The following is a 25776-nucleotide window of genomic DNA, read 5'->3' as shown; positions in this document are numbered from 1 at the left end:
GATTATAACCTGAAAATATTTTGCTAAAAATTTACTCTTAAGCCTGCATAGATATAAGTTCCAACAGTTGAGCCTAGAACATCATCTACATCTTCATCAAAAAGATTGTTTACTCCACCAAAAAGTTCATAATTTTGAGCAAATTTATAGGATGCTGTAAGATCTACCAATGTAAAAGGATCTGTTGTCAATTCAACTTTTCCTTTTGGTGTCATTTGTGTATAGTGCTCTTTGCCTGTATAGGTTGCTATTAGGTTTATGTTAAAGTTTTTAGAAAAAGTGTAATCACACTTGAGAGCTACAACTCTATCTGGATTAAACTCCAAATCTTTTTTTGTTTTTTTATCTTCAGTTCTTAGCTCATTCCAGGTAAGCTCAGTAGTAAAGCCATTTTCAAAATCGTAAGTAAGGGTTAGTTCCATTCCCTTTGTCTCAGCATCGCTGACATTTATAAACGTATATGAGCCGGGGTTACTCCCTGCAACTTTTTGTATGCGATCATCAATCTTATTAAGAAAAAAAGCCACTTCATAACTAAAGTGCTCTTTTGTCCCACTTGCACTAATCTCATAAGAGTTGGTAAATTCTGGTTTTAGATCATATCCAACAACTTCTGCTCCTTGAATTAGTCCCATTGGGGTTTGTTTGTTGATATAGAGTTCTCTGATATCAGGAGTTCTGTAGCCTTGTGCGAAATTTACTCTTAGATTAAAGAGTTTTGAAAAGTTTTTGACGGCTCCCAATCTAAAAGTAGCTTTATTGTCTGCATTGCTTATAGCATCATATCTTGCTCCGCCAATTACATTAAGAGTATCGCTAACTTCCCACTCATCTTGTAAATAGATGGCTTTATAATCAACCTCTTTTTTTCCCATATTTGGAGTAGAATCAAAAACGGTTGCCTCTCTTTCTTCGTCTCTATATTCAGTCCCAAAGGTTAAAAGATGTGCGTCATTAAGGGCATAGTTAGCTAAAAGTTCGTATGATGTAATATCAACATTAGCATTCATACTATTTGCTGCAGACTCTTTTTCGCTTTTAAAACCAAAATCCTTCCAATATTTCATAGTAGTAATATTTCTTTTTCTATAGTAGGAGTTGTATATATGCAGTTTCAACGATAAGTCATCATTGACTAAATAGTTCATAAAAGCGCCAATATTTCGTCTATCGTTTTTGTCATGAGAGTTTACTGGAACATTCCATGCTGGACACATTCCCATAGGATGTCCTATTTTATCAACAAAACTTACAGGAGTTCCATCTGGTTTATGCCCTACAATAGGATTTTTGGGATGTCCTATAGGAGGCTTTACTCCAAAAGGGTGGGCATATGCATTATATACTCCCCATCTTTCTTCTTTCATATAAGAAAAATCTATTCCCAATGAAGTTTGCTCATTGAGTTCATATTCAACTTTTGTTCCCACATTAAAAACATTTGCTCTTTCTCTATATGTGACATCAGTATCATAAAAGTCTTTTACTCCTGCTTTTTTAAAATCATTTTTGAATCTGTTAAAATCATCTAAAGCAGTTTTTCTATCGAGATTAACTAAATTTGGATCTAATGGTATAGGTTTAGAAGTTTTGTCCGGTTGCAGATAAAAGGGATTTCCATGTGTTTGTGGATTATTGGGTTTTAAGTATGGTACTATTGGAACTTTTTGCAGTTGTGAAGGACTCAGTTTTTGTCCACCAAGTTTTACATATGTTCTTTCTTTTTGGGTATATGGAGTTGAATGGGAGATATCTGTGTAAAAGCTATATTTTAATTTATTCTTTTTCCCTCTCATATTAAAATAGGCATTATTGTTTCTTCCTTCTCCTTTTGTATTTGAACCGCTTTGAATACCCATAGAGCCTTGAAATCTATCTTTTGGCTGTTTTGTGATAATATTGATAACTCCACCAACTGCATCTGCACCATAAAGAGTGCTCATCGGCCCTTTTACAATTTCTATACGCTCAATAATTGATGCTGGAATTCGATCAAGATCGTAAGGATTTTTAACTTCTCCTGCTATTCTTTGGCCATCTATTAAAAAAAGTGTTCCAGTTGCGCCCATTCCTCTAATTGAAATAGAGGATTTTGATTTGCTTGAAGCTGAAGGAAACGTTCCATACTGCCTTATGAGTCCAGGAGTTTTTGAGATAACATCACCTAACGTAGAAGCACCCATTTTTTCTATTGTCTTTTCGTCAATTACAATAACTGAAGCGCTTACACCTTCTATATTTTTTTCTGTTTTGGTTGCTGTTGTGACAGTCACTTCACCCAAATTTATATCTTCAGCCTGTAAAAGCATTGTTGCTAGGGCTATAGAGAGCCCGATGTTCTTAATTTTCATTTTCATATCTTCCTCCCAATCTTTAAAATATGTATGCAAACCATTGATTTAAAGCCCTCATTATATTTTTCTCCTCAAGAGAAAATACGAGATAGCTATAAACTATTATTGTTGTAAATAGTAATAGCAGCAAATTTATTATCTTTTCAGGTAAATAGCTGCCATGTGTTTGCATTTCATCTTTCTTGTGTATCATTTTCTTCTCCTTGTAAAATAATTGCATTTTGTCTATTACAAAATTTACATACTGCGTAAAACACTATTCCATTCGGTTTATTTTCAGATGAACACTCAGGTTGGTTTTTTAGTTCTTCAAAATGTATAATTTCTCCACATATATGGCAAACTTCATATTTATATGTTTTCATTGTAAAAACTTTTCTATTTTCGATAGTGACACTTTTTATAATTTGACACTCCATTAAAATTCTTAAGGAACGGTAGATAGTATTGAGTGTAGGTTTTCTTATAGGAAACTCTTCAATACGTGCAAGAATCTCTTCTGCTGCTAAAGGTTGTGAAGATTTATTTAATATTTCAATAATTGCTTCTTTAATCTTTTTCCCTTTTAATCCTCTCTTTTTAAGACAGGTATCTATATCCATCGCTTCCCTTTATGATAATGACTATCAAAATCGTATATAAAGAGATGTTAAAGAGAGCTTAAAACGATAATCGTTATCATTTTAAGATGTAACTAAGAATGCCTTGTGTAAACTTTTTTGAAAATAAATTTCATTATCGAGTTTTGATATGAAAAATAAGGAGTGATCTAATAACTATGTAGTCATCCTTGCTCATCTCTTTAGACTTTATTTTACAAAATTTATTAGTAGGAGTGATTAATGAAATTTCTATTGCAAATATTTAAAAAGTTAAATAGATGGATACATATGCATTCAAAAATTCACAGTATCTATTTTATTACTGAATATAAAAAACGATTTTCGTAAAATTAGGTAGATATTGGAAGTTTCCAAGAATATAAAATTTATAATTTTTGTTGTAGTATTACTCATTCATGGGATTTTTCTATTTTCAAAAACTACACCTATATCAATAAAAGAGCAAAAAACAGAGATTCAACAACTAAAGCTTTATAAAATTACTATCCAAAAGCCAAGGTATAAATCTATAAGAAATATTCAATATAAACAAAGTACTCAATTATCTCCCAAACCAAAAATCAAACCAAAACCAAAGCTAAAACCTAAACCTAAATCTAAGCCAAGACCAAAGCTAAGCCATAAATATAAACATACACCAAAACCTAAGTCCCAAAAAAAGCTTATACGAAAGCAAAAAATTAAGCCTAAACCTCAATCAAACTCTAAGCCTCAACTATCTAAAAAGCAAAAATCTAGCGAACATCAAAAAATGATAAAAAACATTCAAAAGAATGAAAATAGAGTGCCAAAAACAGAAACAAAACGAGATAATACCATTTTGAAAAATAGAGTAAAAGCAAACTATATGAGTTTAGTAAAAGCTAAAATTGAAGCAAAAAAATATTATCCTAAAATTGCAAAAAGGTTAAAACAGCAAGGCGTAGTGGTTGTAAGTTTTACAATATTAGCAGATGGGAGGATAACCAATGTAAATATCCTCAAACCATCAAAATATAAAAGACTCAATAATGGGGCAATCGAGACATTGCAAAAAATTGGAAAGTTTAAGCCTATACCAAAAGAGCTCGGCGTAGATCATTTAGATATCGTTGTTCCTATTAAATATGTAATAAAATGAAAGGAAGAGTATGCATTTGATGGATTATATAGAAAAAGGTGGCGTGATAGTATATATTTTAATCGTCCTCAATATCATAGGATACACAATTATGTTTCTAAAGTTTATCCAGATTCTTATAGCAAAACGGAAAAAATCCGTGATTTTGCAAGAAGTTATTGATTACATTCAAGCTAAAAAAATCCCGCTTCATGATGAGCATATCGTGATGGAGCTTATCAAAGATGAGATTGCCAAAAGGCTTTACTATCTTGAAAGAGGGTTAGGAACAATTAAAATAATTGCCTCTATTGCACCTTTGCTTGGACTGCTTGGAACGGTTATCGGGGTTTTGCTTGCTTTTGAAGCAATATCTAAAAGTGGATTGGGCGATCCATCAACATTTGCCGGTGGTATATCTATGGCTCTTATAACCACAGTAGCTGGACTTATTGTAGCCATTCCCCATGTTGTGGGATATAACTATCTTGTTAGCATGCTTGATGGATTGGAAGTTGCTATTACAAGTGATATCTTGCCATCTCTTTATAAAAAAGAGTTGCTATGAAGCGAAGAGAGCAGATAACTCCCGATATGACGCCGCTTATTGATGTAGTTTTTTTGTTATTGGTATTTTTTCTAGTTAGCACCGTTTTTAAAAAAGATGAGTTGGCACTACTGCTTAATTTGCCAAGTAGTAAATCATCAGCTAAAACAATAGAAAAAGAGAAAATCACAATTGAGCTATCTTCAACTGAGCTTGCATTAGGAGGTAAAAAAGTCTCTTTTAAAGAGCTGGATGGGTCTCTTGCAAGGGTAGCAGATAAAAAACAGCCGGTTTTTGTGAGAATTGATAAAGATGTCCGTTATGAGAGGATTGTGAAATTATTAGATATTTTAAAAAAGTATGAACTTAACAATATTGCTCTTGTCAATGAAGCAAAATAAAATGCTATACCATCGTTTTTAAGTATAAAAGAACTATTCATAAATTGATAATCATTATCATATTAAGTCTGGGTTAAGCAGTTTTTTCTTAAACTTTTAATGAAAATGAAATTCATTATTAAAACATGGAGAGGAACGCTATGGGAGTATTAGTAATAGGTGCAGATAAAGTCCAACAAATAAAATCTACTCTTTTTGAACTTGGTGCAACGAAAGTGATTCATTTTGACTGTAGAAAGAAAAATTTTTATAAAAGAAAAATTCCAAGTAATATTGATATGGTTGTTTTTATAACAGATTATCTCTCGCACAACAAAATGGAAGTTTTTAAAAAAGAGGCACAAAAGAGAAAAATTCCTACAGTATATAGTAAACATAGTAAAAATGATTTAAAAAGCAAAATAGAAAAATTTAGTAAAATCTTAAAATGATATCAATTATCATTTTAAGAATTAACCAAGATTATGTGAATTAAAATTTCAGATATAAAATTTTTGAAAGGAAGGAAGATGAAAAAAATTGTACTTAGTGCAACCACTATAATGATGTTAGGTGTTACGATATATGCAGATGAAGGGAGCTCTTTAAAAAATGAATTTATAAAAACTGTTAACGGATATATCAGACTTGGATATCAATATGACGATGACTCAAATAGTGATATGTCTTTAGGTGGAAAACTTCATGTTGAAACAAACTCTTTTAAAGGAGTAAGTGCAGGAGCTAGTTTTTATACGACAAATGTTGTTGGGCATATCAATGACGGGGCTGAAGGATTTGGCTTTTTTAATGCAAACAACAAATCTTACTCAATTTTAGGAGAAGCCTATCTTTTAGGAGAATTCGGTAATACGACTATCAAAGTCGGTCGACAAGAGATTGATACGCCGTTTGCCGATACGGATGATATTGCAATGGTTCCAAATACCTTTGAAGCGGCACTTGTAATCAATAAAGATCTACCTGATACTACAATTATTTTAGGACAAGTGCAACGATGGGCTGGTGTTGATGCGCCCAATCCTTCAAGCTTTGAAGATTTAAATGGTGATGATGGAGTGCAAGTTGCAAGTATAACGTATGAAGGAATTGAAGGATTAGCAGTTTCAGCGTGGTATTACTACCTAAATGACTTTGCGATTGACAAGATTTTCTATGCGGATGCAAATTATGAAGGCGAGGCAAACGGGGTTTCATATGCAATAGGATTGCAGTATGCGTATCAAAACTACAAAAGTGCTGATGCTGCTTCAATTTATGGTGTAAGTGCTAGTGCAGGGTATAAAGGATTTAGCTTAGGTATTGCTTACAACAAAAGCAATGACAATACAGCAGATAACGGTTTTGGAGGAGGTCCGTTTTTTACTTCAGCCGAAGTGCTCACATTGGCTGAGGGTGGAGTGGATGCAGATGCCTGGTATGTAAATGCCGAGCTTGATTTGGGCTCTTTTGGAGTGGATGGACTGACTTTTGGTGTGGGGTATTTGAATTTAACAGATAAAAACGATGTGGACTCAACAGAATTTGATGGCTATATCAGCTATGCGTTCAATGATAGTTTAAGTTTTGATCTCATTTACAGTGATGTTGATGATGATATTAATGGAGATAATTTTACCAACACAAGATTTTTTGTCAATTACTCTTTCTAAGGCATCTTTTAGATGCCTTAGGCAGCCCTCAAGTGCCAGTTTCATTCTTACTCCTTTTTTGAGGGCTGCTTAAGGCATTTTTGCCAAAACAATCAAAAGGATAGACATGTTAAAAAAAGAGCTTAATGAGAGACTCAATGAGCAGATGATGCTGGAGTTTGAATCGGCAAATATCTACAAAGCGATGAGCGCTTGGTGCAAGGCAAAAGGGTTTGAAGGGTCAGCTCGATTTTTAAATCAACATGCAGCTGAAGAGATGGAACATATGGAAAGACTCTTTCAATATATCAATGAAACAGGCGCGCAAGCCATTATAACCGGTATGAAAGCGCCTGAAAATGAGTTTTCTTCATTGCAAGAAGTTTTTGAAAAAACATATAAGCATGAGCAGTTTATCACACAAAAAATCTTTGATTTAGTAGATTTTACTTTACAGTTAAAAGATTATTCTACCTTCAGCTTTTTGCAGTGGTATACCGCAGAGCAACATGAAGAAGAGGCTCTCTTTAAAGGAATTTTAGATAAGTTTGAGATTATTGGGACAGAAGGTAGAGGTCTTTTTATGATTGATAAAGAGATAGGAAATATTGCAAATAGTAGAGATTAATTTAGTCTAAAAAGGAGAAGAGATTATGAAAAAAATGGTAATGGGAATGGTTGCAGGTTTTATTCTTTCAGGAACTCTTTTAGCTGATAGCGGGATAAACAAAGTAAAAGAGTTTGAGCTTGAGCACGCTACAAAGCTTTATAATGAAGCAAAAAAGCTCAAAGAGATTGCAGATGACTATTATGAAGACATAAAGGCTTTTCATTTTAATTATGACAAAGCTTGGAAGAAAAACAGAAAAGATCTTACAAAAGATATAGAACAGATGAAAAGGGCGTGGCTTGAAGCATCAAGCAACTATGAGATTATTGAAGGACTTGTTGCTGGTATGCCACAAACTGCAAAATATGACCTTATTTTGGATGCCGGAATTCCTGCAAGCGAAGGCAATGAAGATGTAGCACCTTTTGATTTGAAGTGCCCGTATAAATGCAAATTCAACACAAAAAGACCCGGAAACTTTTTTCACTATCTGCTTGAGCCAACCCTTTGGGGAACGCATGAAGCATATGTAGCAAAAAAAGTTGACTTAAATGGTGATGGTCAAATTACAAAAGGTGAAGCTCTTCCAAACGCAAAATGGCTTAAATGCGTAGCGGATAATTTTGCAAAGTATACAAAAGAGCTAAAAGATAAGGTAAAAGATCTTAAGATGAATCTCACCGATGTATTTACGGCTGAGCTTACAATGATTCCAACAATGGGCGATTATTTTGAGGATTGGAAAAATAGTAGAATCCTTGGTAAATCTGAAGCTTTTGTGGCGCTTTCAAGAATTTTCGATATCAAAGGAATTAGTGGCGGGCTTAAAGTTGCATATGAAGCGGCGATTCATCCAAAACTAAAAAAAGTTGATCCAAAACTAGATAGTCAAATTAGACTTGCTTTTTATGATTTAGTTTCATTTGTGGATGATATCTATATGAAAGAGCAGTCTGGGCATATTTTTAAACCAGAAGATGCTGATGCATATGCATCCCAGGCTCAAGATATGGCAGATAGATTAAGCGCACTTATGGCAAAAGCGGCTAAGAAACTACATATTAAGCCAAATGTGTAATGAAGAACTATGCTTTATATACCATTGCCATTGCGGTGGTAATGCTTGTAAGCGGATTTGTTTATTACTTTGCGGCACCACTAAATTGGGGTGCCGCAGAGACTATTTTAAATATTCATTTGTGGCTGGGTGTGCTTTTTGTTTTCTATCTGCTCTATACTCTTCCAAAACATATCAAAACCTCAAAATTGCGGGCCAACAGTTCAAATTTTATAAAGCTTTCATATTTTATGTTAGCACTTTTAATAGTTCTTTTTGTAAGCGGTTTAGCCCATTTTATTCCGTATCTAAGCTATTTTTTCAAACCAATCTATTATCGTTTTGAAACTTATGATTTTATATCCAATATTCACTTGATTATAGCGGTTTTTTTTACTCTGCTTTTTGTTTTGCATCTATCTTTTAAACACAAGGACAATAGATGAAAAAATATAAAAAGATTATTCTTTTTTCTTTTATCTTTTCTCTTTTAGGTGTGAGCATAATCTACATACTTACACCTAAAAAAGAGTATAAGGGAGTAGATGTTAAAGATATTCTTTTTTACTCAACTCCTTGGGGCAAAGATCAGCCATTTTTCCCGGGACATTTGGCAACAGCCGATGGAAAAATGGGAAATCCAAAAGCAATTCCAAGCTCTTCAGCCTGCGTGAAATGTCATAAAAAAGAGTTTGAAGAATGGGTGCCATCTTTGCATAGTATCAGTGGTAGAGATTTAGTTTATGACAACTCCATTGAGGCAAATGTGCAAATTAAAAAAAGGCATCATGGAAGGGAACTTTCAAGATTTTGTGATAGCTGTCATAATCCTATGGAAGTTGCTATGGGACGGAATAATCCAATTATAAGTGTAGAGCCAAGCGATGTGCAAACAGAAGGTTTGGCATGTGTCTTTTGTCATACAGCTACAAAAGCAGATCCACAAACTGGTAATGGAGCAGTTACATTTGATCTAAATAAAGCGTATGATAATTTAAGTGGCTCTGCAATTTTGGCAAGTCCAAGAGACCATGCAAGAGCCTTTGGAAGTGCAAAAACAAATGAGCTTTTAAGAAGTTCAGCGTTTTGTGGAGCATGCCATAATGAAAGATACTATCCTCCAGTAACTCCTTCAACAAAAGTGCTAAAAGCACAAAGCACTTATGATGAATGGAAAAATAGCTGGTATGCGAAAAATAATATTACATGCCAAGATTGCCATATGAATTATAAACCGGTTGAGTTTATTTCCAATTTACAAAAAGGAATCATAAAAAAACCAAAAAAATATTCACATAATTTTTGGGGTGGTAATCATGTTTTACAAGATACAAGTTTAAAAGAGAAGCTTTTATTTATAAGAGGTGGAGTATTACCTGGAGTGAGTGCAAAAAAATATTTTGAACTTATGGATAAACAACGACCAGTAACAGAAAAGTTTTTAAAAGCAGCAGCAAAAGTAGAGATTATCTCTCAAAAACAAATTGGCAATGAGCTTGAAGTCAAAGTAAAGGTAAGTAATGTAGGAGCTGGACATAACCTGCCAACAGGAGTAATAGATCAAAAACATATCTGGTTGCAGTTAAAAGCTTTTGATGAAAATAACAGCACAATTTTTAATAGTGGTGAGAGTGATAGAGAAAAAGATGTTGTCATTTGGGCAGAGAGATTTTTGGATAAAAAAGGCAATATTATAATGGATCACCTAACTTTTAAAACAGCTGATATTATTTTAACAAGACCTCCTATTCCACCAAGAGGATTTCAAATAGTTACTTATAAAGTCCCATTAAATGGGAAAAAAGTCAAAAAACTTGAGGCAAAACTTTGGTATAAGATTGCCTATGAGGAGCTGATTATAAAATCGCTTCATAGAAACATTCCTATACCAAAATTTTTAATGGCGCAAGATAGCAAGGAGATATAAGATGAAAAGAGTTTTTCTCCTTGTTTTATGTATTCAAATCCTTTTTGGTATGGAGCTTTGGAAGCAACGATACTATTTAGATAAAGAGCTGTTTCATAAACAGATGGCAATTTTACAGCATCAAAATTTTTTGGATGAAAAGTTTGATTTTTTTAAAGACACGGCACAAAAGCTAAACCTTTTAAAAGAGTTAGAAGCTATAAAGAGTGCTAAAAGTTTAGAAGCATTTTTAAAAGCAAAAGCAAAGCTCATTGTAAAACTTGAATCAAGAGCTTATGATAAAAAGATGTTTGATCTAATTGATATGCTGGATTTTGATGAAGATGTAAAGAAAGAGATTTTATTTGCTAAAAAGATCAAAAAGCTTTTTATCGCACTTGAAAAATCGGATTTGAAAGTAAATCAAAAACCACTTGAAAAGCTTTTTTTCATAAAAGAGTATTTTACTGTACTTGGTAAAAATATCGATATTAGCAAGCTTGAAAAAGCGATAAAAGAAAAGGACAAAGAGGCCTTTAAAAAGGGGCTTGTTGCTTTGCAAAAAGAGATTTTGCTTCTTAAATCAAAAAAACTCTCACCTAAAGAACTCCAAGCAAATGTAAAGTCATTTATCAGATACAATAAACTAACAGCATTTGATTACTCAAATGGCGTAGATGATGAAGGCAATATAAAAAATAATTTAGAATATACTGAAGCTGTTATTTTTAGTGCAAGAGCAAAAGAAAAAATTTTGACTCTATCTTCTAATATAAATCCAGAAGATTTTCAAAAACTGCTTGCAATTTATGAAAAAATTATTTCTAATATTGAAAAAAAGAAGAATAAAAAAGAGGTTAAAACGCTAACAAAAGAAGCGAAAAAGATTGTGCTCATTGCCACAGGACTTAAAGATATAAAAGAGACTCCAAAAGAGATAGTCTCTCACATAAACAGTAGTTTAAATGCAATGCTAAAAATGGCAAAAGAGAATAATTTTAAACAGGCTGATTTTTTTAGACTTGAAGCATATAGCTTTTTTGATCCAGATATTGAAATACGATTAAAACCAAGAGATCCAGCGCTATCTACTGAAATTGAAGGGCTTTTTTGGGATGGCTTTGGTGATATAAAAGGATTGGGATATGAGCTTGCGCATAAAGATATAAAGAATTTGCCAAAAACTACAGCAATATTGAAAGAAAAATTGCAACAAGCTCAAATTGAGCTGGAATCAAAACTTTCCTATGCTAATTCTATGCTTCAATCGATGATGATTATTATTCGAGAAGGTCTCGAAGCCGTTTTAGTTTTGGCAGTTTTGCTTACACTTTTTAATAGTAAAAGAGATAAAATATTTCTTTTTGGCGGTGTAGCTTTAGGAGTTTTTGCTTCAATTGCAACCTATTACATAGCAAAAGAGATTATCAGTATTTCAACCTCAAATCGTGAGCTTATAGAAGGCGGTAGTGCTTTGCTTGCGGCAATTATGCTTATATTTGTAACAGCTTGGATTTTTCACAACACCTATGTAAAAGGGTGGGTTGCTTATGCAAAGGAGCTGAGTGAAAAATCTATAAAAACAGGAAGTGTTGTTACCCTACTTTTTATAGGATTTTTGGTAGTGTATCGTGAAGGATTTGAAACAGTGCTTTTTTATGAGGCTTTAGCGCAAGACTCTTATCCTCAGGCGGTATGGATAGGATTTTTAATTGGTTTGGCAGTTATCGTTGTTGTAGCTGTTTTACTAATAAAGGGTATAAAAAAATTGCCGATTAATCTCTTTTTTAAAGTAACTGGATTGTTGTTATCTATCCTTTCAATTATTTTTGTAGGTGCAGGGATTAGAGGATTGCAAACGGCAAATATTATAAGTGCTACTCCATCAATCTTTTTGCCAAATTGGCAGTTTTTAAGGGATTATTTTGGATATTCTCCAACAATTGAGACAGCAATCGCTCAAATTGGAGTTGCTTTACTTTTATTGGGATTTTATAGTTATAGTAAATATGGCACATTAAAAGAAAATTTATAAAAATATGTTAATAGAGCATTTTATATTAATTTTTAGGCGACAAGAGTGAAAGCCATATGTATTGCTAAAATATATAAAATGACTGCAATAACTCTCTTTGTTTGGCTTTGGGTGAGTTTAACGTGCATAATATGATTTCCAATAAATCCTCCAATAATAGCGGCAATTGCACAGACTCCCAAAAGAATGCAATCCATTTGTACGAAACTGGCATAACTCAAAAATGAGGTAAATGCGGAAAAAGGCACCATAAAGCTTACTGCAACGGCTACCTTTTTGGGCTCAAAACCTAGAAGAATCAAAACTGGAAGGAGCATATTTCCGCCTCCCACACCAAGCAGTCCGGCAAGAAGACCTACTACTATTCCCAGTATCACTAATACCCATGGTTTTTGGAAATGTGCTTTTGGCTCCTTTTTAAAAAACATCATCATTGTAGCGCTGAAAAAAAGAAATAGAATAAATAAAACTTTGACGATTTTCTCATCCACGAATCGTGAAAGCTGTGCACCGATTGGAGCAAAAACCAGCAGCGTCAAAGCAAGCGGGAGAGCGAATTTCACATCGAGGACCTTCCGCTTAAAATTCATGATACTGGAAGTAAAAGTGGTTGCAAAACCTACAAAAAGTCCTACAGCTTTAGCCAGATTAAATCCGATACCAAGGAGATGTAAAACAGGTATTAGGGCAATTCCAGAGCCAGTGCCACCCATAGCAAATAGAGTAGAAAGTATCAGGGTAACTGTAAAATAGAGAAGATACTCCAAACTATAATCCTTAAATTAAATTAATTAAAAATACGATTATAGCTCATCTTGATAAAAATCGAATTAAAATGATAATGACTATCATTTTAAGAAATGTTTAATGCTCTTGGATATACAATTTTGGTAAATAATGATATTAGTTATCATTATTAGAAGTAGAGCGAAAGGAGGAGTATGCCAACTTTTACAATAGATCGAACGAAGTGTAAAAGATGTGCCAGAGCATTGAGAGCAGGAAGAGGTATGATCAAAAAAGGTGGAGATGGCTATTATGAGATAGTACGAAATCCGCAAAATGATATGGAAGTAGCATGCTTGCAAAGGGCATGTGAAATGTGTCCTTTTGGGGCAATCACACAAAAATAAAAAAGGAGAAAAAAATGAAAAAAAAGAGTCTTTGGAACAGTGAAAGAGGAGTAGAGTTAAAAGTTGTCGGATTTGATGAGTATCTGTGCGAGTATGCCAATACAAAACTGGCTGAATATGCTATAGATGAGGGATCTACTCTTATTATCGATACCCATTTTCAATCAAAAGTGGTTGTAGAGGTCGAAGGAAATAAAAGGATACTAGGCTTTAAACAAGCTAGAGTAATTGTGACTGATAAAGATGAAAAAAGAGTTGCACAACTTGCTCCCAAAGAGAGCGCAAAGATTGTTTCCATTGAGGGAGGAAAAGAGGAGTATAAAAGACTTCAAGCCCTTGGACTTGATATAGGTAAAGAAATTACCATCGAATCTTTTTTACCAGAAGGAGAAGATAAAATTCTCAAAATTGAAGACGAAAAAGTGGTTCATGTCTCTCCTACCAAACCGATCCTTGTGAAAACCGAAGAGGGCGAAAAGCAGCTCGGCTTCATGAAGAAAGGTGAGACGGGAACTATAACACTTGTTGCAGCTTCCCATGGAGAAGAAGAGATGTATGATGAAAAATGGATTAAAGAAGGTTCCATTATAAAAGTACTTTATATTAAAGATCCCAAAAGAATGCCATTGATGGTTATGGTCAAAGAGACAGGTAAAAAACATATTATCGGTGAAGGTCTTGCCGAAAAGATTTTTGTTGAATAATTATACACTATGCGGCAATTTCAGCCGCATAGTGATGTTTGGTGATAGATCTTATGAAAGATTTATCCCCAAACATCAAAAAATAATTATAGGGGTGAAAAATGCCTTTAACAATGGCAAGTGTAGGAAGAAAATTAAAAATTGTTGACATTAGGGGAGGTAGAAAAGCAATAGATAGATTATTGGCCATGGGAATCTCTCCAGGGATTGAAATAAAACTTTTAAAAAATGATGGAGGGCCATTGCTCGTAAAACTTGGGGAGTCCAGGATTGCATTGGGATTTGGATTGGCAGATAAAATAATCGTGGAGGAAGAAGAATGAAACTTTCCGAATTAAAAGTTGGAGAAGAAGCTGTCGTCAAAGCAGTGGTTGGTGAAAATAAAACAATAAAAAGAAAATTAAGGGATATGGGAATTATTAAGGGTGAAAAAATTAAAGTTGAAAAAATTGCACCTCTTGGAGACCCAATAGAAATAACCATTAAAGGGTATAAACTCTCCCTTAGAAAAAATGAAGCTCAGATGATAGAAGTAGAAGGAATATAAATGAAATGTAGAGTTGCTTTTGCAGGAAATCCAAATGTTGGGAAAACGACATTAATTAATGCCATTGCCGGGGCGAACCTGAAAGTTGGAAATTGGCCGGGAGTAACAGTTGAAAAAAAAGAGGCTGACCTTGTTACTAAAGATATGACTTTAAAACTTATTGACCTTCCCGGGACATATAGTTTAAGCCCTTATTCTATAGAAGAAAAAATTGCAAGAGAATATTTGCTTGAAGAAAAACCGGATATTGTAATTGATGTAGTCGATTCTACCAATTTGCAGCGTAATCTTTATCTTACAGTGCAACTGATGGAATTGGAAATTCCTATAGTTATGGCTTTAAACATTTGGGATGATTTTAAAGAAAAAGGTTATAGATTTGATATAGAAAAATTTTATGAGCTTACAGGGGTTCGAGCTATACCGACCATCGCAACCAAAGGAGTTGGAAAAGAAGAACTTTTAATGATGATTCAGGAGTTATGTAAGACAAAAGAAAAACCAAAAATGCCTAAGTATTCAACCGTTACAGAAGAATTTATAACAAGAGCCATGGAGTTAATCCCCTCAGACTTTCCTTATCCCAAAAGATGGACAGCAATTAAAATCTTGGAGGGCGAAAAAGATATTATTGACAAATTCCCAGAACCTAATAGATGTATGGATTTGCATGAGGAATTTGAAAAAGTTTTTAACGATGATGCCGAGGGCGTCATAGCAGAAGAGAGATATACCTATATTGCATCATTGATCAAACAGACACTAAAATCCACAGAAAAGAGAAAAAAGGATTTAACTGATATTCTTGATTCAATATTTTTAAACCGTTTTCTCGGAATTCCGATTTTTATATTTATGATGTATATAGTTTTTAAATTTACATTTGATGGAAGCGGACCCTTTATTGACTGGACAGACGGATTTATAAACGGTTTTATAGGTAAATGGACAAGCGCTATGCTCTCAGGAGCACCTGAATGGCTGCAGTCTTTAGTGATAGATGGCATCATCGGAGGCGTCGGTCTTGTGTTAACTTTCGTGCCTCTTATGTTTTTTCTCTATTTCTTTTTAGCACTTCTTGAAGAGAGCGGATATATGGCAAGAGCCGCTTTTGTTATGGACAGGGCAATGAGAAGCATAGGTTTGCATGGAAAATCGTTCATTCCTTTGATTATAGGTTTTGGTTGTAATGTGCCTTCTATCTATGCCACAAGGGCACTCGAAAATGAGAGGGACAGAAAATTGACGGCATTGCTCGTTCCATTCATGTCGTGTGGAGCAAGGCTACCTATCTATGCTCTTTTTACAGCTGTATTTTTTAAAGAGAATCAAGCAGGCATTGTTTTACTTATGTATCTTATCGGTATAGCAGTGGCCATTGTTGTTGGTCTAATTTTGAAAAAAACTGTATTTAAAGGAGAAGTTCCGCCTTTCGTTATGGAACTGCCGCCTTACAGATTTCCTACAGGAAAAATGCTTTGGAAATCCATTGCATCAAGAACCGGGGCTTTTGTAAAAAAAGCGGGAACAGTTATTGCGGCCACAATGGTTCTTTTATGGGTTGTAATAAATATTCCTTACGGAGCAAAACCGCAAGATACAATTCTTGGAAAAGCGGCTGTAGCAATTGCACCTGTTTTTAAACCGGCAGGATTTGATGACTGGAGACCTGTGGCGGCATTAATTCCCGGAACTATTGCAAAAGAAGCGGTTATAGGTGCTTTAGGTCAAGTATATGATGTGCAAGAAGAAGCCGAAGGGGAAGATAAAGCTACCACCTTCAATGAAGATATAAAAGAACAAATTACAGGTTTTTTTATTGCTGTGAAAGATTCTATCAGAGCTATGTTTACAAGTATAGTCCCAGGAGTGTTTGAAATAGAAACAGAAAAGACTCCTTTACAAAAGAAGATTAAAGAGAGTTTTACACCACTTTCAGCATTTTCTTATATGGTATTTTGTCTATTGTGGATTCCTTGTATCGTTACATTAGGAGCAATTTATCAGGAGTTTGGATGGAAAATGGTTGGAGGTGCAATTGCTCTTACGACAATAACACCTTATATAGTTTCAACATTGATTTATCAAATCGGATTATTGCTCGGTTTTTAGGAGAAAAAATGGAAAATTTAATAATAGGATTAATCGGTATTGCCAGTATATGGTATATTTATAGACATTATACTAAAAAAGATACTCATGGACATGCAAATGCCTGCACCAGTTGTAAAGGATGCTCCTCTTCTAATATATGTGGTGCAAAAAATAGTCATCATTAAAGCTCGAGAGTTTTCTCGAGCTCTACAATCGTTATGAATTTCCCAATTCAATCATAAATTTTTTTGAGTTCTTTCTTCTTTCTAAGAAAAAAAGAGAATGAATATGGCACAATGCGTAAAATCTCACAATTTTGGTGGTAGATAGATTTGTAGCGGTAAAAGTAGTTTTGTTTTGGAAAAACGATATAGTGCTCTACATTTTTCTCCATTATTTGCATCTCTTTTTCTATAGTAGTTTTATTAAAATTGGATTTCCATAGAGGATGGATTCTTACTTTTCTTTTACCATTATCAATATAGATAAATGGAGGCTGTATTGAGACAAATTTTTTAGGATTTTTCTTTAAAATTCTTTTATAGACAATGTATAAAAATACTTTATCTAAATTTATTAAAAATTGAAAATTTGTTTGCATTAAAAATAGCAATGCAGTTTCCCAAAAGGGTAGAAGTGAGACAATTTTTTGCATAAAAATTTGAGCTATGTTTTGGTTTGTAAAATCATACTCTTGTAAATTAAAGCGAAAACTTTTTGGCATTGTAAAATTGATTATTTCAAAAAAGAGCCTTCTTCTTTCACTTATACTTTCAAAGTAACAGGTCTTAGGGAGAATCTCATAAATTCTCCCATTTTTTATGATAAATCCAGCTAGTCGCATTGCAACTCCTACTTTATATAGGGCTTAATTTCTTCAAGCCATCTATCGACTCTTTGTTCGGTAAGATCATCTTGATTATCTTCATCCAAAACTAATCCACAAAAAACTCCTGGCTCAATCTCAGCTTTACTTTCATCATACTCATACCCATCGGTTGAGGTAAAACCTACGATATTGGCTCCTTTGTTTTTAAGTTTTTCATACAAAATTCCCAAAGCATTGACAAAATATTCCCCATACTCCTCTTGATCTCCCAAGCCAAAAAGAGCGATATTATTATTTTTTAAGTCCAAAGATTCAATAAGTGGCATAGCTCCTTCAAGCTCATCAGGCAATTCTCCCTCGCCCCAAGTAGAAGTTCCCATGATCAAAAAATCAGCCTCTTCAAAATCATCTTTTGTTGCGTTTGCAATATCGACAACATCTACATTTTCACCAATTTTTTGGGCAATTTGGTTTGCTATATTTTCTGTATTTCCCGTTTGTGTTGCATAGATAATTTTTGTCATAATCGGATCCTTTATATAGTTAATTTTGCTTCATAAGGTAAAAGATTGTAATACCAATCCATACCTATATACTCTTCTATCTTTCTTTCATCAAGAAATATCTTTAATCCCTCATCTGCAATATATTCAACATCTTCAAGAAACTCATCAGGAATTTCCAAAATATCCAATGCATACTCAAACCCTAATTCATGAAACAAAAAATCCTCTTCTACATACCCGTCAGTAAATTCTGTAATAATAAACTCACTAGGATAGTTCATAGCATCTCCTCCTTATGAAAAAATATATTTATTATTTAAAAAAAGCAAAATATAGTCATAGCATTTTTTATTTCTTAATGATCTTGCAAAATCTAATGCGTGATATTGTGGTTCTACCCAAAGAGAGATTTTGTTTTTAAGCAGAAATTTGCAGTTTTCCAAGTTGTTAAAATAGATAGCATAAAAAAGAGCATTTCTCTGTTTATAATCTCTATTGTTAAGTGTGGTTATATCGAAATTGTATTGGTATATCATTTCATTCATAGAAGCTAACTCTAATATTGAACTTATATCCGGCTTTAAAACTTTTTCAAAAAAAGCTGTTGGTACTGTCATGATTTTCTCCTTATTTTTATTTTTGAGTATTTAGCTTTTAAAAATATAATGCAAGCATCAGTGAGAATTTTTTTTGCCTGTTTGCTTTTGATTCCTGTGGTCATGATGGCCCCTTTTTATTGAAAATGAAAATCATTATTAAAATAATAGTACAGCCCAACTTAATTGTTTATTAAATTGATTATTGTTATCAATTTAAGATAAAAACAAGAAAATTACTTTTTAATTACTGAAAACGACAGTCATTATCTATAAAGGAGTATATTGTGGGAGTTTTACTGATAGGTGCCGATAAAATCAAGCATATACAATCGACTCTTTATGAAATTGGAGCAATAAAAGTAGTACATTTTGATTGTAGGAAGAAAAATTTTCACAAAAAAATACCATCTGATATTGATATGGTGATTTTTATTACAGAATATCTGGCTCATAGTAAAATGGAAAGTTTTAAAAAAGAGGCAAAAAAGAGAAATATCCTTACTGTCTATTCAAAATACAATAAAAATGAGTTGATCAAGAAAATACAAACGGTAATGAAAATGTAAAATGATGATTTTTGTTCTATATTTAAATACTTACAAAGGAGAGCAAATGCTAAAAAGTATGTTTGAAAAAATACGAAAATATTTCTATAAATATTCAAAAATAAATAGCATTTATGCAATAAATAAAAAATAGAAGGAAGTTTTCTCTATATTAAAACAATGCGTGGAATTTATCGATCAATTCCCAATTTAAAGAAGTTTCTCTATCAAAAAGATGGAAAAGATACCTTGCAAACATATCTGTTTCGATATTTACTCTGCGTCCCACAGTATAGGTGCCAAAAAGTGTCTCTTTGAGGGTGATTGGTATGATGGTAAGTCTGAAAGAATCCTCGTAAACTTCGTTGACTGTGAGGCTGACGCCATCGATCGCGATACTTCCTTTTGGAATAACAAACTTGATGTACTCTTTTGGAATTTTGATCAAAAAATCGGTGGAGTTGATTCCCGGTTTTATGGAGATGATTGTACCAAGTGTGTCGATATGTCCCTGGACGATATGTCCCTCTATCCTGTCGCTAAGTCGCATCGCTGGTTCGATATGGACGCGATCTTTGTAGTTTTCCAAAGCGATAACGTTTCTTGTTTCATCGCTGAGTTCTACTTCAAAACCATCGTTATAGAGTTTCGTTACACTTAAACATGCACCGTTAACAGCAATGGAATCACCGATTTTTGGTCTATGTTTTGCTTTGAGTCTCAGATGTTTGCCATCAAAATGTGAGACGGTTGCTATTTCTCGAATGAGGCCTGTGAACATCGCATCTCTTTTGGTTTGAATTCTTGAAGATTTTTGATACTATCTTGTCGCAAGTTTAATCTTTCTTAAGTTTTGTATAATTATAACAAAGATAAAACGGAGCAATATATGAAATTTGACATTATTGTCATTGGTGGAGGACACGCCGGTATCGAGGCGGCACTGGCCAGTGCCCGTATGGGTATGAAAACGTTGATGATTACCATTTTGGCTGAGCAAATCGGTGCCGCTAGCTGTAACCCGGCGATCGGAGGTCTGGCAAAAGGACATCTTGTCAAAGAGATCGATGCCCTTGGAGGGCAGATGGGACTGACGACTGATAAAACAGGTATACAGTTCCGCATCCTCAACGCCTCCAAAGGTCCAGCTGTGCGAGGAAGCAGAGCGCAAATCGATATGGACAGGTACCGCATTATGATGCGAACCATAGTGCTCAATACGCCAAATTTGGAAGTGCGACAAGAGATGGTGGACAGGCTCCTCGTCAAAGGAGATGCGGTTGTTGGTGTAGAGACCAATTTAAAAAATATTTACCATGCAAAAAAGGTGATTGTAACTACAGGCACTTTTTTAAGAGGCCTTATTCACATAGGAGAAATCAAACAAGAAGCGGGACGAGCAGGGGAGTTCGCTTCCAATGCACTCAGTGATTCGCTTAAAAGCCTTGGACTTAAACTTGGAAGGCTAAAAACCGGAACATGTGCAAGAATCGATGCAAAAACCATCGATTTTAGCAAAATGGAAGTGCAACCGGGCGATGAAAATCCTATTCCGTTTAGTTTCAGAACCGATCGAAAACGTTTCAATCCTACCCAGCTTCCATGCTACATCACCTATACCAATGAACGAACCCATGAGATTATCGAATCCAATTTTCACAGAGCCCCTCTCTTTACGGGGCAGATAGAAGGGGTTGGGCCAAGGTACTGTCCAAGTATCGAAGATAAAGTCTATCGTTTTCGTGACAAAGAGCGCCACCATATTTTTGTAGAGCCACAGACCCTAGAGGCTACAGAGTACTATATCAATGGTCTTAGTACCTCTTTGCCACCAGATGTGCAGCTAGAGATGATCCGCTCTATCAAGGGCTTAGAAAATGCCCAGCCTGTACGCTATGGTTATGCAATAGAGTATGACTATGTAGATCCTACAGAACTCAAACACACTCTTGAGACCAAAAAAATCAGAAATCTCTACCTTGCTGGACAAATCAACGGAACGACTGGATATGAAGAGGCTGCTGCACAGGGACTTATGGCAGGTATCAATGCAGCTTTGGCTATCAAAGAGGAAGAGCCGCTTATTTTAGGGCGTGATGAAGCATATATAGGTGTGCTTATAGATGATTTAGTTACAAAGGGGACAAAAGAGCCATACAGAATGTTTACTAGCAGGGCTGAATTTCGTTTGCTGCTTCGTGAAGATAATGCAGATCTTCGCCTCATGCCGTATGGTCACAAGCTCGGTCTCATAGATGAAGAGACCTATGCAAGGATGATAAAAAAACGTGAAGAGATCGAAAAGGGTTTAGAATACTTAGAGAATACATACATCACACCAACCAAAGAGAATCTTGTCTTTTTGGCTACAATTGGTGAAGAGAAGATTACTGACAAAACAAGTCTCAAAAATATTGCAGCGCGTGCTGGCTTTACTATGGAAAAGTTAGAAAAGCTTGCGCCAATCGTTAAAGATTTTAGCCCTGAAGCTAAAGAGCAGATTCTCATTGAGGCAAAATATGCCCAGTATATTCAGAAGCAAAAAGAGCAGATTGAGCGCATGCATGAGCTCATGGATGTCAAAATCCCGCAAGATCTTGATATCGATGCTATAAGTGGTCTTTCCAACGAAGTTAAGGAGAAACTCAAGAAGTTCAAACCTCCTACACTCTTTGCTGCAAGCGAGATTAGCGGTATTACTCCAGCAGCGATCGAAATCTTGCATATTTATATCAAAATGCGACAAAAAGGGAAAAAATGAGACTCTACTTCTATGCAAAGACAGACAATAGATTAGGACTTGATCGCTTGCGTCGTACTGTAGCACTCATGCACGAATTTAAAGATATTGAGACCTATCTCATGACAACAGAGTTTCGCTCTGCAACATATGCAAAAAGAATTTTGGGTATACAAAAAGCTGTAGGGATAGAGGATTTTCGCAATATTGGCAATATATGTGAAAGAGGTGATGTAATTATCTATGACAGTGATGAACACAATGAGATTATTCACCAAGAGATGATTGACTATTTTGGAGCTTTTTTTCGTATAAGTTATGATCCCAAAGATGCGCCAAAAGAGGGAGAGTATCTTATAAATCCATATATTGTGGGGCATAATGTTATCAATGCCGTTTTGGTTGATAGCCGCTATTTTGGAGAGTTTACAAAAGAAAAACGACTCTTTTTCTATGGAGATAGCGACTATCACAAAGAGATGCTCCAAATTGCTCCAAAGCTGATAGATTTTGATTTTGATCTTTTGGAAGGGTTTTACTTCTTTGTAGATATGGAAGAGAAGCTCAAAAGGTATTTCAAAAATATTTATGCATATGATGAGTATATCGAGATTCTTCAAGAGAGTAAAATTTTTGTGAGTGGGTCTGCCCAAAGTGCACTAGAGGCTGCTGCAACTGGAGCAAGAGTTATCTACTTTGGAGACGATGAAGAGTATGTGCAAGCTTTAGAAAACGTAAAAGTGCGCAATATCGGTATATTTGATGCTGCGAAACTCCAAGAGGCACTTCTTGATATCCCACAACCACACCGCGATTACTTGCTGAAATTGAGTGCAGAGCAAGCCGCATATAAAATTATGGAGATTCTCAAAAGCAATTCTTAACTTACATATAATTTAATTTTATATATTTTTAATTAAATATATACTAAAATCTGATGACCAAATTATCACAAAGGATTGTCAATGGCACAAAGCAGACGTGACTTCCTTGGTATGGTGTTTGGTGGATTTGCAGCTGCAGGCGGACTTGCAGCACTCTATGCAATGAAGCGAACATGGGATCCATTACCAAGTGTTATGGCGGCTGGTTTTACTACAGTTGACCTCTCTCCTATGAAAGAGGGAGAGCTTCGTACGGTTACTTGGCGTGGTAAACCTATCTTTATTCTCAAAAAGCCCCCTGAAGAGAATTGTAACCATCTTCCAGATGAGACAAAAAAACGTCTTGTAAAGATAGGTGATAGTGAATATCTCGTAATGATTGGTCTATGTACGCACCTCGGATGTATTCCAACATGGGAACCAGAAAAGAAAATTTTTCACTGTGCATGTCATGGTGGTGAGTATGATGCTTGTGGTGTGAATACCTTCGGACCTCCTCCTAGACCTATGGATATTCCTCCATTCAAAATTGAGGGTACAAAGTTAGTGCTTGGTGAAGAGGGTCCAGAGTATAAAAAATTGGTCGGTAAAGCGTAAGGAGTGGGTATGGCACATTTTACAAAAGCAAATAGTGTATATGAGTGGCTCGACCAAAGACTTGCATTGACTAAACTTTGGAAGGTATTGGCTGCAGAGTATTGGGTGCCCAAAAATATCAACTTTTTGTGGGCTATGGGTGTTGTTTTGATGACAATGTTTACTATTCTTGTCATCAGTGGTATCTTTCTTTTGATGTATTACAAACCAGATACAAAACTTGCTTTTGATAGTGTTAACTATACTATCATGCAAGAGGTGTGGTATGGTTGGTTGTGGCGTCATATGCACGCGGTTGCGGCTTCGGTTGTATTCCTCGTAATTTATATCCACATGCTTACAGGTATCTACTACGCTTCATATAAACGTGGTCGTGAGATGATCTGGATATCAGGTATGCTGCTTTTTGTCACATTTAGCGCTGAAGCATTTAGTGGATATATGCTTCCATGGGGACAGATGAGTTATTGGGCAGCTCAAGTTATTACCAACCTCTTTGGTGGTATTCCATTTATCGGAGATGATCTTGTTATTTGGATTCGTGGTAACTTCTACGTTTCAGACCCAACACTTACAAGATTTTTCATGCTTCATGTATTCTTGATGCCAATTATTATTATGATGCTTATTGGTTTTCACTTCTATAGTCTCCGAATTCCTCACGTTAACAACCAAGAGGGAGAAGAGATAGATTTTGATGCAGAGGCTGAAAAATATAAAGCTGGGCTCAAAAAAGAGTCAAAAGTTATTCCTTTTTGGCCGGTATTTATCTCTAAAGACCTCTTCGTTCTTGGTGTTTTCATGATTTTTTACTTCTATCTTGTGTTCTATCACTATGACTTTGCAATGGATCCGATAAACTTTGATCCGGCAAACCCTATGAAGACACCACCACATATCTACCCTGAATGGTATTTCTTGTGGAGTTATGAAGTGCTTCGTGGATTCTTTTTCAATGTTGGACCACTGAGTGCAATGGACATGGGGCTTATCGCTTTTGGTATTGCGAACATCATCTTCTTCTTCTTGCCTTGGTTTGACAAAAATGATGAGGTAGCACCTGCTGCAAAACGTGGGGGATTCTTTATTTGGTTCTGGCTCTTGGTAGCAGATATGATTGTTCTTACAATCTGGGGTAAACTTCCTCCAACAGGATTCAATGCATATATCGGTTATGTAGCAGCTGTAGGTTTCTTGGCACTTTTTGCAGCATTGCCGGCAGTAACTGCTAGAAAGAAAGGCCTCTTAAGTTTAGTAATTCTTGTGACTTTAGCACTCTATATAGCTGGATATCTTGAGTATACAAAAGCACTTGGAAACGGAATAGTCATAATTGCACTTTTTGCAATCTTCTATTTGCTCTTTTTCCTCAATCCAGTGTTTGTGAAAAATAGAGGGGGTGCGCAATGAGAGAGTTGAAAATATTAGCAATCATTGTGGTATTAGTAGGTATTACATATTGGGGTATCGAGCCGTATGCACACTCGAAAATGCACCCTCACCATGAACCTGCTACATTTGCATATAGTGATCTCAAGGCGATAGCACTCAATGGTGATCCAAACAAAGGGCAGCAAGCTATTATGAATAATGGTTGTACAGGCTGTCACTCAATCAAAAGCCAAAACATCCCTGCTCCTATGGATCCAGTGACTGCAAGTGCAAGTTATGGTGTCAATCCACCAGATCTTAGCAACATTGCAGCTGTTGTAGATCATAAATTTTTAGCTAATGTTATCAAAGATCCTGTGAAGGCTTTTAAACTTTCTCATAAATTCAATGATAAAAAGCCTTTTCCAATGCCTAATTTCTTTGGTAGCGATCAAGACTTGGCTGATATTGTGGCATATCTTGTCTCAATTGCACCAAAAGAGGTCTCTCCAAAAGAGGCTTATGAAACTGCGTGTGGACGCTGTCACAATCTTCGCTACGATCACTGGACTGTAATTGGTGAAGAGCCAAAATTCAAAACAGAAGTTGAGAAGAAGCAGTTTGAGCTCAAACTCGCTCAGTATGAATCAAATCTCAAAAAGTATCTCGGAACGACTCCTCCAGATCTCTCTATGTTTATTAGAAGTCGAGGGCATGAATATATCCGTGATTTCGTGGAAGATCCACAAAAGATTCTCCATGGTACAGCAATGCCTCGTGTAGGTTTGACAAAAGAGGCTACAGAAAAAGTGATCACCTATCTTGAAAAAGTAGGGGATCGCAAAAAAGAGAAACGCAATAGCCTAGGACCATGGGTATTGCTCTACTTTGTTATCTTCTCAATCCTCGCATATCTATGGAAACAGAAAATCTGGAGAGAGGTTCACTAATTTTTGGAAGGCTT

At 35.1% G+C, this 25776-nt stretch carries 30 protein-coding genes; 22 read left to right on the top strand and 8 right to left on the bottom strand.

The features are described from left to right. Positions 1 to 23: 23 nt before the first annotated feature. The gene (locus JG734_RS08155) at positions 24 to 2351 is read right to left on the bottom strand and encodes a TonB-dependent siderophore receptor (RefSeq protein ID WP_201332798.1); all 2328 of its coding nucleotides are present in this window, start codon (positions 2349 to 2351) and stop codon (positions 24 to 26) included. A 176-nt stretch (positions 2352 to 2527) separates the two neighbouring features. Continuing rightward, positions 2528 to 2956 carry a transcriptional repressor gene (locus JG734_RS08150; RefSeq protein ID WP_201332797.1) on the bottom strand — a complete coding sequence of 143 codons (429 nt, stop codon included), beginning with the start codon at positions 2954 to 2956 and terminating at the stop codon, positions 2528 to 2530. Positions 2957 to 3317: 361 nt separating this feature from the next. Between JG734_RS08150 and JG734_RS08145 the strand changes: the two genes are divergently transcribed. The 10 genes from JG734_RS08145 (at position 3318) to JG734_RS08100 (ending at position 12263) form a co-directional block, all read left to right on the top strand. Next, complete coding sequence (locus tag JG734_RS08145; protein ID WP_201332796.1) at positions 3318 to 4097, top strand: energy transducer TonB; 780 nt, start codon at positions 3318 to 3320, stop codon at positions 4095 to 4097. A 10-nt stretch (positions 4098 to 4107) separates the two neighbouring features. Continuing rightward, on the top strand, positions 4108 to 4644 hold the full coding sequence (locus JG734_RS08140) for a MotA/TolQ/ExbB proton channel family protein (RefSeq protein ID WP_201332795.1): 537 nt from the start codon (positions 4108 to 4110) through the stop codon (positions 4642 to 4644). Further along, positions 4641 to 5024: a biopolymer transporter ExbD gene (locus JG734_RS08135; protein ID WP_201332794.1), complete on the top strand. Its 384-nt coding sequence runs from the start codon at positions 4641 to 4643 to the stop codon at positions 5022 to 5024. The genes JG734_RS08140 and JG734_RS08135 overlap by 4 nt, the downstream gene beginning before the upstream one ends. A gap of 140 nt (positions 5025 to 5164) precedes the next feature. Then, on the top strand, positions 5165 to 5455 hold the full coding sequence (locus JG734_RS08130; protein WP_201332793.1) for a DUF2325 domain-containing protein: 291 nt from the start codon (positions 5165 to 5167) through the stop codon (positions 5453 to 5455). 78 nt (positions 5456 to 5533) lie between these two features. After that, on the top strand, positions 5534 to 6676 hold the full coding sequence (locus JG734_RS08125; RefSeq protein WP_201332792.1) for an OprD family outer membrane porin: 1143 nt from the start codon (positions 5534 to 5536) through the stop codon (positions 6674 to 6676). A gap of 106 nt (positions 6677 to 6782) precedes the next feature. Further along, positions 6783 to 7283, top strand: coding sequence for a non-heme ferritin (ftnA, locus tag JG734_RS08120; protein WP_201332791.1), 501 nt, complete (start codon positions 6783 to 6785; stop codon positions 7281 to 7283). Between the two features lie 25 nt (positions 7284 to 7308). After that, on the top strand, positions 7309 to 8343 hold the full coding sequence (locus tag JG734_RS08115) for an imelysin family protein (protein ID WP_201332790.1): 1035 nt from the start codon (positions 7309 to 7311) through the stop codon (positions 8341 to 8343). Further along, the gene (locus JG734_RS08110) at positions 8343 to 8768 is read left to right on the top strand and encodes a hypothetical protein (protein WP_201332789.1); all 426 of its coding nucleotides are present in this window, start codon (positions 8343 to 8345) and stop codon (positions 8766 to 8768) included. The genes JG734_RS08115 and JG734_RS08110 overlap by 1 nt, the downstream gene beginning before the upstream one ends. Beyond that, positions 8765 to 10249 carry a multiheme c-type cytochrome gene (locus JG734_RS08105; RefSeq protein WP_201332788.1) on the top strand — a complete coding sequence of 495 codons (1485 nt, stop codon included), beginning with the start codon at positions 8765 to 8767 and terminating at the stop codon, positions 10247 to 10249. Before JG734_RS08110 ends, JG734_RS08105 begins: the two co-directional genes overlap by 4 nt. A 1-nt stretch (position 10250) precedes the next feature. Further along, entirely contained in the window at positions 10251 to 12263 is a 2013-nt protein-coding gene (locus JG734_RS08100) for an FTR1 family protein (protein ID WP_201332787.1), read from the top strand. A gap of 32 nt (positions 12264 to 12295) precedes the next feature. Here JG734_RS08100 and JG734_RS08095 read toward each other — a convergent pair whose 3' ends face one another. Beyond that, positions 12296 to 13030: a sulfite exporter TauE/SafE family protein gene (locus tag JG734_RS08095; protein ID WP_236586854.1), complete on the bottom strand. Its 735-nt coding sequence runs from the start codon at positions 13028 to 13030 to the stop codon at positions 12296 to 12298. A 174-nt stretch (positions 13031 to 13204) separates the two neighbouring features. Here JG734_RS08095 and JG734_RS08090 point away from each other — a divergent pair, with 174 nt between their 5' ends. From JG734_RS08090 to JG734_RS08065, 6 genes are all read left to right on the top strand, one after another. Next, entirely contained in the window at positions 13205 to 13396 is a 192-nt protein-coding gene (locus JG734_RS08090) for a ferredoxin (protein WP_201332786.1), read from the top strand. A gap of 14 nt (positions 13397 to 13410) precedes the next feature. Beyond that, positions 13411 to 14100 (top strand): FeoA family protein, encoded by a 690-nt coding sequence (locus JG734_RS08085; RefSeq protein ID WP_201332785.1) that lies wholly within the window; start codon positions 13411 to 13413, stop codon positions 14098 to 14100. 101 nt (positions 14101 to 14201) lie between these two features. After that, positions 14202 to 14423, top strand: a complete 222-nt coding sequence (locus JG734_RS08080) for a FeoA domain-containing protein (protein WP_201332784.1) — start codon at positions 14202 to 14204, stop codon at positions 14421 to 14423. Then, the gene (locus JG734_RS08075) at positions 14420 to 14647 is read left to right on the top strand and encodes a FeoA family protein (protein ID WP_201332783.1); all 228 of its coding nucleotides are present in this window, start codon (positions 14420 to 14422) and stop codon (positions 14645 to 14647) included. Before JG734_RS08080 ends, JG734_RS08075 begins: the two co-directional genes overlap by 4 nt. Beyond that, positions 14648 to 16759, top strand: a complete 2112-nt coding sequence (gene feoB / locus JG734_RS08070) for a ferrous iron transport protein B (protein ID WP_201332782.1) — start codon at positions 14648 to 14650, stop codon at positions 16757 to 16759. Between the two features lie 8 nt (positions 16760 to 16767). Next, positions 16768 to 16926, top strand: a complete 159-nt coding sequence (locus JG734_RS08065) for a FeoB-associated Cys-rich membrane protein (RefSeq protein ID WP_201332781.1) — start codon at positions 16768 to 16770, stop codon at positions 16924 to 16926. A 47-nt stretch (positions 16927 to 16973) separates the two neighbouring features. On the opposite strand, the gene JG734_RS08060 is transcribed toward JG734_RS08065, so the two are convergent. From JG734_RS08060 to JG734_RS08045, 4 genes are read right to left on the bottom strand one after another with little or no spacing between them, the layout of a single operon-like run. After that, entirely contained in the window at positions 16974 to 17585 is a 612-nt protein-coding gene (locus JG734_RS08060; RefSeq protein ID WP_201332780.1) for a hypothetical protein, read from the bottom strand. Between the two features lie 8 nt (positions 17586 to 17593). After that, positions 17594 to 18094: a flavodoxin gene (locus JG734_RS08055; RefSeq protein WP_201332779.1), complete on the bottom strand. Its 501-nt coding sequence runs from the start codon at positions 18092 to 18094 to the stop codon at positions 17594 to 17596. An 11-nt stretch (positions 18095 to 18105) separates the two neighbouring features. Next, complete coding sequence (locus tag JG734_RS08050; RefSeq protein ID WP_201332778.1) at positions 18106 to 18357, bottom strand: hypothetical protein; 252 nt, start codon at positions 18355 to 18357, stop codon at positions 18106 to 18108. A 12-nt stretch (positions 18358 to 18369) separates the two neighbouring features. After that, positions 18370 to 18693 (bottom strand): hypothetical protein, encoded by a 324-nt coding sequence (locus JG734_RS08045; protein WP_201332777.1) that lies wholly within the window; start codon positions 18691 to 18693, stop codon positions 18370 to 18372. Positions 18694 to 18959: 266 nt separating this feature from the next. Here JG734_RS08045 and JG734_RS08040 point away from each other — a divergent pair, with 266 nt between their 5' ends. After that, entirely contained in the window at positions 18960 to 19241 is a 282-nt protein-coding gene (locus JG734_RS08040) for a DUF2325 domain-containing protein (protein WP_201332776.1), read from the top strand. Between the two features lie 151 nt (positions 19242 to 19392). Here JG734_RS08040 and JG734_RS08035 read toward each other — a convergent pair whose 3' ends face one another. Continuing rightward, positions 19393 to 20001, bottom strand: coding sequence for a riboflavin synthase (locus JG734_RS08035; RefSeq protein WP_201332775.1), 609 nt, complete (start codon positions 19999 to 20001; stop codon positions 19393 to 19395). 108 nt (positions 20002 to 20109) lie between these two features. Between JG734_RS08035 and mnmG the strand changes: the two genes are divergently transcribed. The 5 genes from mnmG to JG734_RS08010 all read left to right on the top strand — a co-directional run bounded on the left by mnmG (position 20110) and on the right by JG734_RS08010 (position 25762). After that, positions 20110 to 21981: a tRNA uridine-5-carboxymethylaminomethyl(34) synthesis enzyme MnmG gene (gene mnmG / locus JG734_RS08030; RefSeq protein WP_201332774.1), complete on the top strand. Its 1872-nt coding sequence runs from the start codon at positions 20110 to 20112 to the stop codon at positions 21979 to 21981. Continuing rightward, positions 21978 to 22844, top strand: a complete 867-nt coding sequence (locus JG734_RS08025) for a hypothetical protein (RefSeq protein WP_201332773.1) — start codon at positions 21978 to 21980, stop codon at positions 22842 to 22844. Before mnmG ends, JG734_RS08025 begins: the two co-directional genes overlap by 4 nt. A gap of 75 nt (positions 22845 to 22919) precedes the next feature. Continuing rightward, positions 22920 to 23441, top strand: coding sequence for a ubiquinol-cytochrome c reductase iron-sulfur subunit (gene petA, locus JG734_RS08020; RefSeq protein WP_201332772.1), 522 nt, complete (start codon positions 22920 to 22922; stop codon positions 23439 to 23441). Between the two features lie 9 nt (positions 23442 to 23450). Continuing rightward, positions 23451 to 24851 carry a cytochrome bc complex cytochrome b subunit gene (locus tag JG734_RS08015; RefSeq protein WP_201332771.1) on the top strand — a complete coding sequence of 467 codons (1401 nt, stop codon included), beginning with the start codon at positions 23451 to 23453 and terminating at the stop codon, positions 24849 to 24851. Next, entirely contained in the window at positions 24848 to 25762 is a 915-nt protein-coding gene (locus JG734_RS08010; protein WP_201332770.1) for a c-type cytochrome, read from the top strand. Before JG734_RS08015 ends, JG734_RS08010 begins: the two co-directional genes overlap by 4 nt. The last annotated feature ends 14 nt before the right edge of the window (positions 25763 to 25776 follow it).

Source organism: Nitratiruptor sp. YY09-18, from assembly GCF_016593235.1.
In the GTDB taxonomy this organism is placed as follows: domain Bacteria; phylum Campylobacterota; class Campylobacteria; order Campylobacterales; family Nitratiruptoraceae; genus Nitratiruptor.
This window is presented reverse-complemented; position numbering and strand designations above follow the sequence as displayed.

Coding starts and splice junctions, on each gene's coding strand:
- ftnA (WP_201332791.1), top strand. CDS start 6,783: ATGTTAAAAAAAGAGCTTAATGAGAGACTCAATGAGCAGATGATGCTG.
- JG734_RS08025 (WP_201332773.1), top strand. CDS start 21,978: ATGAGACTCTACTTCTATGCAAAGACAGACAATAGATTAGGACTTGAT.
- feoB (WP_201332782.1), top strand. CDS start 14,648: ATGAAATGTAGAGTTGCTTTTGCAGGAAATCCAAATGTTGGGAAAACG.
- JG734_RS08080 (WP_201332784.1), top strand. CDS start 14,202: ATGCCTTTAACAATGGCAAGTGTAGGAAGAAAATTAAAAATTGTTGAC.
- JG734_RS08075 (WP_201332783.1), top strand. CDS start 14,420: ATGAAACTTTCCGAATTAAAAGTTGGAGAAGAAGCTGTCGTCAAAGCA.
- JG734_RS08085 (WP_201332785.1), top strand. CDS start 13,411: ATGAAAAAAAAGAGTCTTTGGAACAGTGAAAGAGGAGTAGAGTTAAAA.
- JG734_RS08100 (WP_201332787.1), top strand. CDS start 10,251: ATGAAAAGAGTTTTTCTCCTTGTTTTATGTATTCAAATCCTTTTTGGT.
- JG734_RS08115 (WP_201332790.1), top strand. CDS start 7,309: ATGAAAAAAATGGTAATGGGAATGGTTGCAGGTTTTATTCTTTCAGGA.
- mnmG (WP_201332774.1), top strand. CDS start 20,110: ATGAAATTTGACATTATTGTCATTGGTGGAGGACACGCCGGTATCGAG.
- JG734_RS08135 (WP_201332794.1), top strand. CDS start 4,641: ATGAAGCGAAGAGAGCAGATAACTCCCGATATGACGCCGCTTATTGAT.
- JG734_RS08110 (WP_201332789.1), top strand. CDS start 8,343: ATGAAGAACTATGCTTTATATACCATTGCCATTGCGGTGGTAATGCTT.
- JG734_RS08140 (WP_201332795.1), top strand. CDS start 4,108: ATGCATTTGATGGATTATATAGAAAAAGGTGGCGTGATAGTATATATT.
- JG734_RS08150 (WP_201332797.1), bottom strand. CDS start 2,956: ATGGATATAGATACCTGTCTTAAAAAGAGAGGATTAAAAGGGAAAAAG.
- JG734_RS08035 (WP_201332775.1), bottom strand. CDS start 20,001: ATGTTCACAGGCCTCATTCGAGAAATAGCAACCGTCTCACATTTTGAT.
- JG734_RS08045 (WP_201332777.1), bottom strand. CDS start 18,693: ATGACAGTACCAACAGCTTTTTTTGAAAAAGTTTTAAAGCCGGATATA.
- JG734_RS08125 (WP_201332792.1), top strand. CDS start 5,534: ATGAAAAAAATTGTACTTAGTGCAACCACTATAATGATGTTAGGTGTT.
- JG734_RS08155 (WP_201332798.1), bottom strand. CDS start 2,351: ATGAAAATTAAGAACATCGGGCTCTCTATAGCCCTAGCAACAATGCTT.
- JG734_RS08060 (WP_201332780.1), bottom strand. CDS start 17,585: ATGCGACTAGCTGGATTTATCATAAAAAATGGGAGAATTTATGAGATT.
- JG734_RS08065 (WP_201332781.1), top strand. CDS start 16,768: ATGGAAAATTTAATAATAGGATTAATCGGTATTGCCAGTATATGGTAT.
- JG734_RS08015 (WP_201332771.1), top strand. CDS start 23,451: ATGGCACATTTTACAAAAGCAAATAGTGTATATGAGTGGCTCGACCAA.
- JG734_RS08010 (WP_201332770.1), top strand. CDS start 24,848: ATGAGAGAGTTGAAAATATTAGCAATCATTGTGGTATTAGTAGGTATT.
- JG734_RS08055 (WP_201332779.1), bottom strand. CDS start 18,094: ATGACAAAAATTATCTATGCAACACAAACGGGAAATACAGAAAATATA.
- JG734_RS08130 (WP_201332793.1), top strand. CDS start 5,165: ATGGGAGTATTAGTAATAGGTGCAGATAAAGTCCAACAAATAAAATCT.
- JG734_RS08050 (WP_201332778.1), bottom strand. CDS start 18,357: ATGAACTATCCTAGTGAGTTTATTATTACAGAATTTACTGACGGGTAT.
- JG734_RS08090 (WP_201332786.1), top strand. CDS start 13,205: ATGCCAACTTTTACAATAGATCGAACGAAGTGTAAAAGATGTGCCAGA.
- JG734_RS08105 (WP_201332788.1), top strand. CDS start 8,765: ATGAAAAAATATAAAAAGATTATTCTTTTTTCTTTTATCTTTTCTCTT.